The organism is Pseudonocardia oceanicola, assembly GCF_047200735.1.
Lineage (GTDB): Bacteria > Actinomycetota > Actinomycetes > Mycobacteriales > Pseudonocardiaceae > Pseudonocardia.
The window spans coordinates 198159-211915 of the sequence record NZ_JBJZON010000007.1; the positions used below are offsets into that span (position 1 = coordinate 198159).

General features: G+C 75.3%; 12 protein-coding genes. 7 read left to right on the plus strand and 5 right to left on the minus strand.

The features are described 5' to 3' along the window. Positions 1–17 precede the first annotated feature (17 nt). Together ACL02T_RS13400 and ACL02T_RS13405 are read right to left on the minus strand one after the other, a co-directional pair. On the minus strand, positions 18–500 hold the full coding sequence (locus ACL02T_RS13400) for a cupin domain-containing protein (RefSeq protein WP_412831012.1): 483 nt from the start codon (positions 498–500) through the stop codon (positions 18–20). Positions 501–591: 91 nt separating this feature from the next. After that, a complete protein-coding gene (locus ACL02T_RS13405; RefSeq protein ID WP_412831013.1) occupies positions 592–1839 on the minus strand; it encodes a cytochrome P450 in 1248 nt (415 codons plus the stop codon). Between the two features lie 152 nt (positions 1840–1991). On the opposite strand from ACL02T_RS13405, the gene ACL02T_RS13410 reads away from it, so the two are divergent. The 3 genes from ACL02T_RS13410 to ACL02T_RS13420 are packed head-to-tail and all read left to right on the plus strand — an operon-like array spanning position 1992 to position 6222. Then, a complete protein-coding gene (locus ACL02T_RS13410; protein WP_412831014.1) occupies positions 1992–2477 on the plus strand; it encodes a MarR family winged helix-turn-helix transcriptional regulator in 486 nt (161 codons plus the stop codon). Next, a complete protein-coding gene (locus tag ACL02T_RS13415; RefSeq protein ID WP_412831015.1) occupies positions 2474–5428 on the plus strand; it encodes an MFS transporter in 2955 nt (984 codons plus the stop codon). The genes ACL02T_RS13410 and ACL02T_RS13415 overlap by 4 nt, the downstream gene beginning before the upstream one ends. Further along, on the plus strand, positions 5425–6222 hold the full coding sequence (locus ACL02T_RS13420) for a YceI family protein (RefSeq protein WP_412831016.1): 798 nt from the start codon (positions 5425–5427) through the stop codon (positions 6220–6222). The genes ACL02T_RS13415 and ACL02T_RS13420 overlap by 4 nt, the downstream gene beginning before the upstream one ends. Before the next feature lie 185 nt (positions 6223–6407). Here ACL02T_RS13420 and ACL02T_RS13425 read toward each other — a convergent pair whose 3' ends face one another. From ACL02T_RS13425 to ACL02T_RS13435, 3 genes are all read right to left on the minus strand, one after another. Beyond that, on the minus strand, positions 6408–8243 hold the full coding sequence (locus ACL02T_RS13425; protein ID WP_412831017.1) for a gamma-glutamyltransferase family protein: 1836 nt from the start codon (positions 8241–8243) through the stop codon (positions 6408–6410). A 351-nt stretch (positions 8244–8594) separates the two neighbouring features. After that, positions 8595–9176, minus strand: coding sequence for a methylated-DNA--[protein]-cysteine S-methyltransferase (locus tag ACL02T_RS13430; protein WP_412831018.1), 582 nt, complete (start codon positions 9174–9176; stop codon positions 8595–8597). A gap of 10 nt (positions 9177–9186) precedes the next feature. Then, complete coding sequence (locus ACL02T_RS13435) at positions 9187–10839, minus strand: TM0106 family RecB-like putative nuclease (RefSeq protein WP_412831076.1); 1653 nt, start codon at positions 10837–10839, stop codon at positions 9187–9189. Between the two features lie 221 nt (positions 10840–11060). Here ACL02T_RS13435 and ACL02T_RS13440 point away from each other — a divergent pair, with 221 nt between their 5' ends. The 4 genes from ACL02T_RS13440 to ACL02T_RS13455 all read left to right on the plus strand — a co-directional run bounded on the left by ACL02T_RS13440 (position 11061) and on the right by ACL02T_RS13455 (position 13754). After that, on the plus strand, positions 11061–11756 hold the full coding sequence (locus tag ACL02T_RS13440) for a DUF6474 family protein (protein WP_412831019.1): 696 nt from the start codon (positions 11061–11063) through the stop codon (positions 11754–11756). 45 nt (positions 11757–11801) lie between these two features. Continuing rightward, positions 11802–12371 carry a hypothetical protein gene (locus ACL02T_RS13445; RefSeq protein ID WP_412831020.1) on the plus strand — a complete coding sequence of 190 codons (570 nt, stop codon included), beginning with the start codon at positions 11802–11804 and terminating at the stop codon, positions 12369–12371. 73 nt (positions 12372–12444) lie between these two features. Then, on the plus strand, positions 12445–13200 hold the full coding sequence (locus ACL02T_RS13450; protein WP_412831021.1) for a YcnI family copper-binding membrane protein: 756 nt from the start codon (positions 12445–12447) through the stop codon (positions 13198–13200). Continuing rightward, positions 13197–13754, plus strand: a complete 558-nt coding sequence (locus ACL02T_RS13455) for a copper resistance CopC family protein (protein ID WP_412831022.1) — start codon at positions 13197–13199, stop codon at positions 13752–13754. The genes ACL02T_RS13450 and ACL02T_RS13455 overlap by 4 nt, the downstream gene beginning before the upstream one ends. Positions 13755–13757: the final 3 nt, after the last annotated feature.

Consider the following 13757-nt stretch of genomic DNA (forward strand, 5'->3'; position numbering starts at 1 on the left):
GGCGGCGCCCGGGGAGACTACGGGGCGGGCGTGGCCGGGTCCTCCGGGCAGGCCGGGGGTACCGGCGTCGCCTCCGGCACGCCCTGCACGAGGAAGGTCGTGACGACCAGCCGGGCGGGCTCCGCGCCGGTGTTGCGGACGACGTGGGCCACACCCTCGCCGAAGACCGCGACGTCCCCGGGCGTGAGCACCCGCCGGGCGCACGCGTCGGTCTCCTGCACGGTGACCTGGCCGGCGTCGAGCAGGGTGAGCTCCGTGCCGGGGTGGGTCTCCCAGCCGAGCGCCTCGCCGGGGCCGAGCTCGAGCGCCCGAATCGCGTAGTCGGCGGGGGCGGGGGTGCGGAAGCGCAGCGGGATGTCGATGAGGCCGCGTCCCACGACCCGCGGACCGGCCGGGGCCTCCGCAGCGGTCCCCGGGACGGGCGCCGGAGCGACGGGGATCGCGGTGGGCTCGGGGTGGCCGAGCTGGCCGGGCTGCGCGCACCCGGCGAGAGCCAGCACGCACGCGGTCCCCGTGACCACACTCCCGATCAGGCCCGTCCGACCCACTGGCACGCCTCCCGTGATCGCTGCGGCGGAGACTAGACGGGGGTCACCAGCGCAGGGGTAGGTGGGTGATGCCGTTGATGAAGTTCGAGGTCAACCGCCGGGGCTTGCCCGCGAGCTCCACCTGGGGCAGCCGGCCGAGGAACTCGCCGAGGAACTCCCGCATCTGCAGGCGGGCGAACGCGGCACCCAGGCACAGGTGCGGGCCCTGGCCGAAGGCGAGGTGCTCGTTGGGCGTTCGGCGGATGTCGAAGCGGTGCGGATCGGGGAAGCGGCGCTCGTCGTAGTGCGCGGAGACGTGGTAGACGACGACCTTGTCCCCCGCCGTGATCGCCTGCCCGCCGAGCTCCAGGTCCCGGGTCGCGGTGCGGCGGAAGGTCAGCACGGGCGGGTGCCGGCGCAGCATCTCCTCGACCGCCCCGGGCAGCAGGCCAGGATCGGCGCGCAGCCGGGCGTACTCCCCCGGGTGCTCCACGAGCGCGAGCACCCCGCCCGGCAGGGCGCTGCGGACGGTGTCGTTGCCCGCGATGACCAGCAGGAAGAAGAACATCTTCAGCTCGGCGTCGGTGAGCCGCTCGCCGTCGACCTCCGCCTGCACCAGGGCGGTCATCACGTCGTCGGCCGGGTGCCGGCGCTTGGCCTCGGCGAGCTCCTCGGCATAGCCGAACATGTCCGCGAGCTGAGCGGGCGAGCGAGGGTTGACCGGGCGGCCGTCGGCGTCGAGCACGACCTGGGCGTGCTCGGGGTCCTGGTAGCCGATCACCCGGTTCGTCCAGCGCAGCAGCTGCGCCCGGTCCGCCGCGGGCACGCCGAGCAGGTCGGCGAGGTTCTGCAACGGGAAGTCGTCGGTGATCTCGGCCGGCAGGTCGCAGTTCCCCCGCCCCGCGACGGCGTCCAGTAGCGCGGCGGCCCGCTCCCGGACCGTCGCGGCGAACCGCTCCAGCCGGCGCCGGGTGAACGCGCCGGTCACCAGCGTGCGCAGCCGGACCTGCTCGGGCGGGTCCATGTTGAGGATCATCCGGCGGATGAAGGGCAGGTCGGCCGGGTCCGGATCGCGGATCTGTGTGGCCCCGAGCGACGACGAGAAGTCGGCCGGGCTGCGCAGCACGTGCCGGACGTCGTCGTAGCGGGTCACGGCCCAGAAGCCGGGCCCGGCCGGCCAGATGCCGACCTCGTGCTCCTCCTGCCAAGAGACCGGTGCCTCGTCCCGCAGCCGGCGCAGTGCCGCGTGCGGCACGCCGCGGGCGAACACGCGGGGATCGAAGACGTTCTCCACCACCGTGGGCCGGACCACACCCCCACGGTAACCCGGGCAGGTGGTGCGGATCACCGCCGTCGAGCGGGTCATCGCTTTGCGGGCAGGGCGGGACGGGGTGCATGCTTGCGCACAGCAACTCTTTGCGTGATACACGCAAAGTCGAGGTAAAGAGATCATCAGGAGCAGGCATGACCGCCGAGATCGACGCGGGGCGCACGCTCTCCGCGGGCGACATCGACGTCGCCGACCGGCTGGTGCACGAGTTGGTGATGCTCATGCGGCTGGTCAAGCGCGTGGGGCCCGCCTACCGTGGCGCGGAGCTGGAGACGGCGTCGTTCCCGCTGCTCGCGCGGCTGGCCGCGGAGGGGCCGCAACGATCCGGGGAGATCGCCGCCGCGATGTGCGCGGACCCGTCGACCATCAGCCGGCAGGTCGCCGGCCTGGTCCGGTCCGGGCTCGTCGAGCGCCGCGCCGACCCCGAGGACGGCCGCGCCAGCCTGCTCGCCGCCACCGCCGAGGGCCACCGGGTCCTCGACACCGAACGCCGGCGCCGGGCCGCCCAGCTCGTCGACGCCCTGGCCGACTGGACCCCCGAGTCCCGCGGCCAGTTCGCCGAGCTGCTCGGCCGGTTCGTCGCCGATCTCCACCGCACGACCGAGGGGGACACCCGATGACCAGCCCAGCCGCCGCGCCCGCGAGGCCGGCCCCGCCGACCGACCGGGGGGGTGAGCTGTCGCACAAGCAGATCCTGACGATCCTGATCGGGCTCATGCTCGGCATGTTCCTGGCGGCGCTCGACCAGACGGTCGTCTCGACGGCGATCCGCACGATCGCCGACGACCTGGGCGGGCTGTCCCAGCAGGCCTGGGCCACGACCGCCTTCCTGATCACCGGCACGATCAGCACGCCGCTCTACGGCAAGCTCTCCGACATCTTCGGCCGCAAGCCGCTGTTCCTGACCGCGATCTCGATCTTCCTCGTCGGCTCGGTGCTGTGCACCTTCGCGACGTCGATGTACATGCTCGCGGGCTTCCGCGCGGTGCAGGGCCTCGGTGCCGGCGGCCTGTTCGCGCTGGCCCTGACGATCCTCGGCGACATCGTGCCGCCGCGGGAGCGGGCCCGCTACCAGGGCTACATGCTCGCCGTGTTCGGCACGTCCAGCGTGCTCGGCCCGGTCATCGGCGGTGTGTTCTCCGGCCAGGCCACGATCGCCGGCATCGACGGCTGGCGCTGGATCTTCCTGGTCAACGTGCCGATCGGCGCCATCGCCCTGGCGGTCGTGGCGAAGGTCCTCAACGTCCCCCACACCCCACGCCCGCACCGCATCGACTGGCCGGGGGCGCTCACCCTGGCCATCGGCCTGGTGCCGCTGCTGATCGTCGCGGAGCAGGGCCGCGAGTGGGGCTGGGGCTCCACCGCGGCACTCGTCTGCTACATCATCGGCGCGATCGGCCTGATCGCCTTCGTGTTCTGCGAGCGCGGCTACGGCGACGACGCGCTGCTCCCGCTGCGGCTGTTCCGCAACGGGGTGTTCAGCCTGAGCAGCATCGCCGGCGTCGTGATCGGCATGGGGATGTTCGGCGGCATCGCGCTGTTCCCGCAGTTCCTGCAGATCGTGCACGGGGTCACCCCCACGGAGTCCGGCTTCCTGATGCTGCCGCTCGTCGGCGGGATCATGACGGCATCGATCGTGTCCGGCCAGGTCACCTCCCGGACCGGGCACTACAAGATCTTCCCGGTCATCGGCACCGCGCTCATGGCCGGCGCGCTGGTGATCCTGCACTTCCGGCTCAGCGTCGACATCGCGCTGTGGGAGTTCGACCTCTACATGGCGATGTTCGGCCTCGGGCTCGGGTGCTGCATGCAGACCCTGGTCCTGGCCGTGCAGAACGCCGTGCCCGCCCGGGACATGGGTGTGGCGACGGCGTCGTCGACCTTCTTCCGGCAGATGGGCGGCACGCTCGGTACCGCCATCTTCCTGTCGATCATGTTCTCGACGGTCGCCGACAAGATCACGGCGGCCTTCCGGGGCGACGCCGGGCAGGTCTTCCGCTCCGCCCTCGCCGACCCCGCGGTCGTGGCGGACCCCGCCAACCAGCAGATCGTGCAGGGCGCGCAGTCCGGCAACCTGTCCGCCGCCTCCGGCGTGCTGAACGACTCCGCGTTCCTGCAGCAGATCGACCCCCGGCTCGCCCGGCCGTTCCTGGTCGGGTTCACCGACTCGATGACGCTGACCTACCTGGTCGCCGCCTGCGTGATCGCGCTGGCGTTCGTCGTCGTGCTGTTCATCAAGGAGTTGCCGTTGCGCACCATGTCCGGCGCCCAGGCCCGGCTGGCCGAGGAGGCCGGGACCCCGCCGGCCCCGGCGACCGTCGACCCCGCCGTCGAGCCGATCGAGGAGTTCCAGGCCCTGCACACGGGCGACGGACACCCCGCCGACGGGTACCCCGGGAACGGACACGCGGGGGCGCGGCCGGGGACCGTCGCTGCGGCCGTGGCGGCACGCAACGGGTCCGGCGACCAGCCCGTCGACGGCGGCCGGCACCACCTGGTCGACAGGACGGAGCCGCTGCCGGTCGACCCCGCCGCCGCGGCGGGACCGGGCGCGCACGGGCCCGGCCCCGAGGTCAACGGCATCGTCCACCGCGCCGACGGCGCCGGACTGGCCGACGCGGTGGTCACCGTGACCGACCCGGCCGGGCACCAGGAGGGCCGCGCCGTGACCGGCCCCGACGGCGGGTACCGCATCCCGCTGGCCCACGGCGGCACGTACCTCGTCGTCGCCACCTCGGGCGCGTTCCAGCCGTACGCGGCGATGGTCGCGGTGGCCGACCGACCCGTGCGGCACGACGTCCCGCTCGCCGGCACCTGCGCGGTCCGCGGGAGTGTTCGTGACGGGGAGGGCACGCCGGTCGGCGACGCCACCGTCACGCTGATCGACGCGCGCGGGGACGTCGCCGCGGCCGGCCGGCCCGACGACGCCGGGCGCTACCGGCTCGAGGGCGTTCCCGAGGGCCGCTACACGCTGACCGTCACGGGCGCGACGTTCGCGCCGATCGCGGCGGCGGTCGAGCTGCGGACCGGCATGGTGACCGACCACGACGTCGAGCTTCCCCGGCGGGCCCGGCTCGTCGGCACGGTGGTGGCGGCCAGCGACGGCCACGGGGTCGGCGAGGCGCTCGCGACCCTGATCGACGGGCGGGGCACCGTGGTCGCGTCGACCGTGACCGGCCCGGACGGCTCGTTCGTCTTCGAGAACCTGCCCGGCGGGACCTACACGCTCACGGCCAGCGGCTACGCGCCGGTGGCGACGGTGGTGCAGGTGGGCTCCAGCGGGGTGACCACGGCCGACGTCGAGTTCCCGGTCCTGATGCAGCACGGGGCGGGGCCGAACGGGCCCGCGCCGAACGGTTCAGGGCCGCACGGTTCAGGGCCGGAGGGAGCGGCGCCGGAGGGAGCGGCGCCGGAGGGAGCGGCGCCGGAGGGAGCGGCGCCGGAGGGAGCGGCGCCGGAGGGAGCGGCGCCGGACGGAGCCCAGATCGGACCGGCCCGCAACGGCGCCGGGCCGACCGGGACGGCGGGAACCGGCGCGGCGCAGAACGGGACGACAGGGGTGATCCGATGAGCGACGTGACCGGACGGCTGACGACCCCGGACGGCTGGCCCGTCACCGGGGGCACGCTGACGGCCGTCGACGCGACGGGCGTGCAGCGCGGCCGCGCGGCCAGCCGCGAGGACGGCGGGTTCGTGATCGAGGGGCTCGGCCAGGGCCCGCACACGGTGATCGCCGCGGCGGCCGGGCACGAGCCCGCGGCCCGCACGGTCCAGGTGGTGGGCGAGCGCTCCACGATGGGGGTGCTGGAGCTGGCCAAGGTGGGCGGGGACGTCCTGCCCACGCCCGGGACCTGGACGATCGACCCGCACCACTCGAGCATCCGCGCCACCGCCCTGCACCTGGGCATGAGCCGGATCCACGGGCGGCTGCGCGCCTTCGGCGGTCGGATCCAGGTCGCCGACCCGCTGGAGAACAGCTCGGTGGAGGTCTCGATCGACCCGGGCAGCGTCGACTCCGACGACGCCGACCGGGACGCGCACCTGCGCAGCCCCGACTTCCTCGACGTCGACGTCCACCCGGAGATCGGCTACAAGTCGGACGGGCTGGTCCGGATCGACGGCCGGCACTGGCGGGTCGACGGGGTGCTCACGCTCAAGGGCGTCAGCGCGCCGGTCGCGCTCGACGTCCAGTACCGCGGCACCGGCCCGGACCTGTGGGGCGGCACCCGGGCGGCCTTCTCGGCCACCGCCGAGATCTCCCGGGACGACTTCGCGATCTCCTGGAACCAGAGCGTCCTCGCGGGGGTGCTGGCGATCGGACGCACCCTGCGGATCGACATCGACATCCAGGCCGTCCTGGGCTGATTCCGGCGCCGCACGACGCACCATCAGGGGCTCCCGGAGCGCGTTATGGAACCATAATGCGCTCCTGGGGGCCTTCTGAGTGCGCTATGGAACCATAATGCGCTCCTTGAGGCCTCCTGAGTGCGTTATGGAACCATAATGCGCTCGCGAGGGCTGCCGGAGCGCGTTATGGAACCATGATGCGGTCAGAGGGCGGCGGCGGAGCCCACGCCGCTGCGGCGGTCGGCGGCGGCCGCGAGCAGGCCGTCGTCCCCCCGTCCGACGGCGGAGAGCCGACCCAGCGCCCAGGGGCCCGCGTCGCTGACGCGGTGGCCGCGGCGGGCGAGCTCGTCGATCGCGTCGGCGCCGAGCCGTGACTCGACCACCAGCCCGGCCGGCTCCCACCCGCGCGGCGCGAACGACGCGGGGAACGAGGTCGTGTGCCAGGCGGGGGCGTCGATCGCGGCCTGCAGGTCCAGCCCGGCCCGGGTGTGGGCGAGCAGGAAGCACAGCTGCCACTGGTCCTGCTGGTCGCCGCCGGGGGTACCGAAGGCGATCCGGGGCTCGCCGTCGCGCAGCCCGAGGCTGGGCGAGAGGGTCGTGCGCGGGCGTCGGCCCGGCACCAGCGCGCTGGGCAGACCTTCCTCCAGCCAGAACATCTGGGCCCGCGTGCCCAGACAGAACCCCAGGTCGCGGATGGTGGGCGAGGACTGCAGCCAGCCGCCCGACGGCGTCGCGGAGACCATGTTCCCGGCCGCGTCGACGACGTCGACGTGCACCGTGTCCCCGCGCGCGACACCCTGCCGGGTGAGGGCGGGCTCGCTCGGCGCCGGTTCGCCGATCGCCTGGCCCTCGCGCAGGTCGGCGACGGTGGGTTCCCCGGTGCCGGGGCCCTCGGTGCCCTTGCCGATCGGCCGGTCGTGGTCGGTCGCCAGCGCGGCCAGCCGGGGGTCGCGGCCGCCGGGCGAGCCGGGCCGCAGCTCCCGGGAGGCCAGCTCGCCGATCAGTCGACGCCGGGCTCCGGTGTAGTCGTCGGCGAGCAGGTCGTCCATCGGCACCGGGGCGCTGTCGCCGTACCAGGCCTCCCGGTCGGCGAAGGCCAACTTCGCGGCTTCGGCGGAGGTGTGCACCGTGTCGGCGGTGGCGATCCCGTTCTCGTACGTCAGCTCGGTCCCGTCGAGCAGGCGCAGCGTCTGCGCCAGGGCCGGACCCTGCGACCACGGCCCGCACTTCGCCACCTGCCAGCCCGCGCCGGCGTCGACGACCAGGGCGTCCTCGTAGGTGGCGGACCAGTCGGCGAGGTCGTCCGCGGTGAGCAGGCCGGCGTGGTCCTCACCGGTCTCGTCGCGCACCGGGGTACGGCAGAAGCGGTCGACGGCCTCGGCGACGAAGCCGCGGTACCAGGCCGCTCGCGCGGCGTCGATGCGCGCCTCCCGGCTCGGCCCCTGCGCCTCGCCGAGCAACCGCTCCCAGGTGGCCGCGAGCGCCGGCAACCGGTGCGACCGGCGGGGGATCTCCCCTGCCACGAGCCACTGCTCCGCCGAGCCGGGCCAATGCCGGCGGAAGTGCTCCGCGACGGTCGCGATGGTGTCCGGGATCCGCGGGACCAGCGGGAACCCGCGCGCTGCATACCCCAGCGCGGGAGCCAGGACGTCGGCCAACTCCCACGTCCCGTGGTCGCGCAGCAGGGTCAACCAGGCGTCCCACGCGCCGGGGACGGTGGCGGCGAGCAGCCCGGTCCCCGGGACCAGCGCGCAGCCCTCGTCGCGGTAGCGGTCGATGGTCGCTGCGGCGGGAGCGACACCCTGCCCGCAGAGCACCCGGGGCCGCGGGTCGGCCGCGGTGGTGAAGACGACCGGGACCTCGCCGCCGGGACCGCACAGGTGCGGCTCCACGACCTGGAGGACGAACCCGGCCGCGACGGCCGCGTCGAAGGCGTTGCCGCCACGGGCCAGCACGGTGAGTGCGGTGGAGGTGCCGAGGTGATGGGTGCTCGCGGCGGCGCCGGCGGGACCGAGCTTCTCGTACGTGCGGGGTGCCACGGCCCCACCTTCGCACCCTGCCGGCGCCCATGCCGACCGGAAGCGGACCCGGTCCGGCCGACCGTCCGACGGCGGGCCGGACGTGAGCGCCCCCGACCGGCCCACGCAACGACCGGTCCACGCAGCGACCGGTCCACGCAACGATCACGGCGAGGCCCGGCCCTCTCCTCATCCATGATCGCCGTCTGGGACCGGTGAGCGCCCCGTGTGGCACGTCCCGGTCCCGGACGGCGATCACGAGCACGCGATCAAGGCCTGGTGAGCGGATCGACCGGCGAGAGCCAGGGGTGGAACCGCAGTGCGACGGGCCGCAGGCAAGGTGTGCGGGTCGAGCAGGTCGGCCCGCACGAGTCAGAACAGGGTCGGGGCCAGCACGCCCTCGTGCGCGAGCAGCCACTCCTTGGTCGCGCGACCCCCACCGAAGCCGCCGAGCCCACCGGCCGCCATGACCCGGTGGCACGGCACGACGACCGGGATCGGATTCGAGCCCATGATCGCGCCGACCGCGCGGGCGGCCGTGTGGCCGTGGCCCTCGTACGCCCCGCTGAGCGCTGCCAGTTGCGCGTAGGTGGTGGTCGCGCCGAACGGGACGTGTGCGAACAGCGCCTGCAGCACGGTGCGCTGGGTGCCGTGGGTCAGGCGCCAGTCCAGCGGGAGGTCGAAGGCACGGCGGGCACCGGTCAGGTACTCCGCCAGCTGGGTGGCCGCCGGTCGGGTCGCGACCGGATTCTCGACGGCTTCGGCGCCCAGCCGCGCGGCCGCCGCGGCGGCGCGCTCCGGCACCGCACCGAACCCGACCAGGCAGAGGCCGATGTCGCTCACCCCGACGGTGAGCGCGCCGATCGGCTCCGGGGCCGGGACGATCCGCCAGTTCAGCTCCACCCGGACAGCATGCTCCGGTGCGGCCGGCCCGGTCCGGCGGGTTCCGGACATCCCGCCAGGCTCACAGCTCCGAGGCGAGCGGCACCTCGTCGACCGCCCGGTCGGTCATCCATTCCCGCAGCGCCTTCGTGGCCAGCACGTCGTCCGTGTTGTAGCCGAGCAGCCGCGCGCGCTGCGCCGGGTCCGGCGGGGCACCGTCCATCCCCACCGCGTCCCGGTACCAGCGCATCGAGTTCTCCCCACCGGCCTCCGGGTCCCGCCAGGTGAAGCCGGCCACCGGGGCGATCTTCTTCAGCCCCTTGCCCTGCGCGCACAGGAACCACTCGTTGACCACGGCGAACAGGTCGACCCACCAGTCCGCCGCGATGAAGGCGCGGACCTCCTCGACCGGCGGGACGCCCGGCATGCCCACGAACCGGGTGGCCGAGGACAGCAGCCAGCGGTTCTCGGCCTGCTCGTTGTAGCAGTACGCGGCGAAGGTGCGACCGGTCCGCTCGGCGGCCGCCCGGACGCCGGACAGCCAGGTCCAGAACTCGGCGAAGGAGCGGGCCTCGTCCGATGTGGGGACCGGCTCCCAGGTGGCGAAGGCGCGGTAGCCCTCCGGCTCGTCCCCCTCGCGCACGCCGCCGGGGTAGGACAGCGCCGCGCCCCAGAGGTAGGCGCCGGACTCGCCGAAGCTCTCCATGTCGACGTCGACCTCGACGTCCGCCCGGTAAACCGGCACCCGCTGCACCCGCCGGGCCACGGCCAGGCCGCGGCGCCAGCCCCGGGCGAGCGCCACCACGTCGGCGAAGGGGGTGCCGGGCAGCGGCACCGGCGGCTCGGCCAGCGGATCGAGGTCCGCCAGCTCGTCGACGGTGCGGACGCCGACGTCGCGCAGCGCCGTCGCCGTGTCGCCGCGGACCACCAGGCTGACGTCCCGCTCCGCGGTGAGCCGGGCCTCGCACGTCGGCCACCACGGGCACCGCCGGCACTCCAGCACGCGCGAGGGCTCGGCCAGCGGCTCGGCCCCGGTCGCGGCCGCCAGCGCGACGGCAGCGCGGTCCGCGAAGCGCTCGTCGTACTCCTCGAGGGTGCTGCGGTCCCCCGGCCAGTGCCCGGCGCGCAGGTCGTGCCACACCACGACGTCGGCGTCGAGGCCGACGACCCCGCCGCGGTCCGCACCCTCCACCTCGGCCGGCGGGGCCCAGCCGGCCGTCCGGAGCATCCGCGTGAGGTGCGCGAGCCGCAGCAGGTCCCGCGGCTGCGAGCGCACCTTGCGCTCCTGGTCCACCAGCGCCCGCTGCGGGAACGGCTCGGTGAGCGGGGTGGTGGCCGCACCGGCGCCGGGATCGGTGATCCGGTGCCGCACGACGATCACGGGCACGTACCCGCCGCCGGGCACCCGGACCAGCAGCTCGGCGGAGCCGCGCCGGCCCGCCGGGTCGACCGGCAGCACCGCCCCGCCGATCACGCCGGCACCCGCGGCGACCAGCTCGCCGGTGAGGCGGGCGCGCTCCGCGGCCGGCAGACCTCCGGGCACCGCCGTCCAGGCGCCGTCCTGCGCACCGGCCACCGTCTCCGCGACCCGGGCGCGATGCTCCCGCACGTCCGCCCGGCGCTGCTCCAGCGCCGGATCGGGCAGGGCCCGGGGCGCCGAGGCCGCGGCCGGGTCGTGGTCCAGGTGCACCCGGCGGCGGCACCGGCTGGTGGCCGCCGCGTCGAGCAGGGGCACCGGCCGGTCGTTCCCGGACCCCGGGGCGGGCGCCGACCGCTCGCCGGGCCCGGGCACCGGGCCGCCGGGGCCCGCCTGCCCGTCCCTACCGCTGATCGTCGCCGTCACACACCCGAGGGTAGAGACCGGCACCGACAAGTCCGCACCTGCCACGGTGCGCCACGCCCTCTAGGCTGCCGCTGATCACCGGGATCGGGTACGCGACGCGGGAGGCACGGGACATGGCACTGCGACGAGGTGGGTCGCCTGCCGCCGCCAAGGCCGCGCGGATCGAGAAGAAGGCCGCGAAGACGGCCGACAGGGCCGAGCGCAAGGCCCGCAGGGCGGCCGAGCAGGCGGGTGACTCCGTGAGTCGGGCGGCGGGGACCGCGCTCGCCGCCGTCGAGGCCGTCACCACGGACAAGCCCGGGCGGCGGGCCACGAAGAAGGCCCGCAAGGAGGCCGGGAAGGCGCAGAAGGCGCTGTCGAAGGAGGCCGGCACGGCCGCCCCCAAGGACCTCACCCCCGCGCACACCAAGCGGCTGATCGCGGTGGGCAAGGCCGTGGCGCCGCTGCTCGCGCCCTACGCGATCGCGGCCGGGGCGGTCGCCCGGGACCGCTGGGACGCCCACCGCGCCCGGCAGCTCGGCGTGCCGGCGGACCAGCTCGGCCGCTACACGGGCCGTGGCGGGGCGCTGCACGCCCGCATCTCCCGCGCCGGCGAGGCGCTCACCGAGCTGGAGAGCGCGCCCGACGCGACCCCGGCCGCCACCGACTTCGTCCGGGAGACGCGGCCCCGGCTCGCGGACCTGGCCGTGGCCGTCCGCGCCGCGGAACAGATGCCCTCGGCGCGCCGCCGGACCGCGTTCCGCGCCGTCTCGGGCGAGCTCGACCGGACCGAGGACCAGCTGCTCGACCTCCTCGGCATCCGGCCCTGACCCACCCCTCCGCCGGAGGCGGCTGCTCGGCTACCGTCTGTGCCCATGCAGTCCCGGACCAGCCCGTTCGGGGCCGGCCCGTCGACCGGACCGGCCCACGTGCGGATACTCCGTGGTGCCGTGCTGGCCTCGCTGACCACCCTGCTGACCGCCCTCGGTCACCTGGCCGGTGGCGGCACGCTGCCGGATCTCGGACTGCTCGTCGTGCTGCTGCCGCTGCTCGCGCTGGTGGTCACGTCGACCGCCGAGCGGGCCCGCGGGCCGGTCGGCACCCTGCTGGTGCTCGGCACGGGCCAGTTGGTGCTGCACGAGCTGCTCGTGGTCCTCGGGCACGGCCACGCCGGTGCCGCCTCCGGGCCGCAGATGGTGGCGATGCACGCCGTCGCCACCGTGCTCTCCGGGCTCCTCCTGCGGGACGCCGACCGCCTGCTCTGCGCCCTGTCCCGCGCCCTGCGGCGGGTCCTGCCGCGCCGGCCCGCCCTCCTCGCCGCCGACGCCCCGCTGCGCACGTGCGCGGTGCCCCCGGCGGGGGTGGTCGGGCACGTCCGTCGCGCCGCTGTCGGCGCCCTCCTCCGCCGGGGCCCCCCGGCGCCGGGTCCGATCCCCGTCCCCTGATCGACCCGCCGGTCCCGGTCGCGGACCGGTCCGCGTTCCGCGCGCCCGAGTCGGCGCGCCGAGAGGACATCCGGTGCTCACCCGAACCCGCCGTACCGCGCTGCGCGCGACGGCCGTCACCGCCGCCGCCGGCGGCCTCCTCCTCGCCGGGACCGTCCCGGCGTTCGCACACGTCACCGCTCAGCCGAGCACCGCCGAGCAGGGCGGGTACGCCGTGATCGCGATGCGTGTGCCCAACGAGTCGGACACCGCGGGCACGACCAAGCTCGAGGTCACCTTCCCGGTCGACCACCCCGTCACCTCCGCGCGCACCACCCCGCAACCGGGCTGGACCGCCGAGGTCACCAAGGGGGACCTGCCCGCACCCGTCGACGTCCACGGCCGGCAGGTCACGCAGGCCGTCACGAAGGTCACCTGGACCGCGCAGCCGGGCACCCGGATCGGGCCCGGCGAGTTCGTCGACTTCCCGCTGTCGCTCGGCCCGCTGCCGACCGGCACGGACCAGCTGGTCCTGCCGGCCGTCCAGACCTACGACGACGGCCGCGTCGTCGCCTGGGACGAGCCGACCACTCCCGGCGGGCCGGAGCCGGAGCACCCGGCCCCGGTCGTCACACTGACCGCGGCCACCGGCGATGCGCACGGCGGCCAGGACGGCGCGGCGGCAGCCGGCACCGAGCAGGCCGCCGCCTCGACCACCGACACCACCGCGCGCTGGCTGGGCGGCGTCGGGCTGCTGCTCGGCGCGCTCGGCCTGGGCCTGGGCGGCGGGGCGCTGCTCCGCGGCCGACGCCCGGCGCGCACCGACGAGAGGAAGGGCAGCGACACATGACCCGACTCGCCCGGCTCGCCGCCACCGGCCTGCTCGCCGCCCTCGCGCTGCTGCTGGGTGCCACCCCGGCGCTCGCGCACGCCCAGTTCGAGAGCAGCGACCCGGCGGACGGCGCGACCCTCGACACCGGGCCGCAGAAGGTCACGCTGACCTTCAGCGACACCATGACCCAGGGCTTCAACACCGTCACCGTGATCGGCCCCGACGGGAAGGACTACGTCTCGGGCGAGGTCCTCGTCGACGGCACCTCGGTCGACGCCCCGGTCGGTCCGCTCGGGCCCGCCGGCCGCTACGAGATCGGCTACCGCGTGCTCTCCGACGACGGTCACCCCGTCACCGGCAAGGTCGGGTTCACCCTGACCACGGCCGGTACCGGCACCGGGAGCTCCGCCGCGCCGATCCCGTCGGCCGAAGCCGCACCGAGCGCCGCCCCGGCCGCGCAGGCGACCCCGGCCGATGACTCCGGCGGCATGCCGGTCTGGCCGTGGATCGTCGGCGCGGTCGTACTCGTCGGTGCGGGCGTGGTCGTCGCGATGCGGCTGGGCCGCTCGTGACCG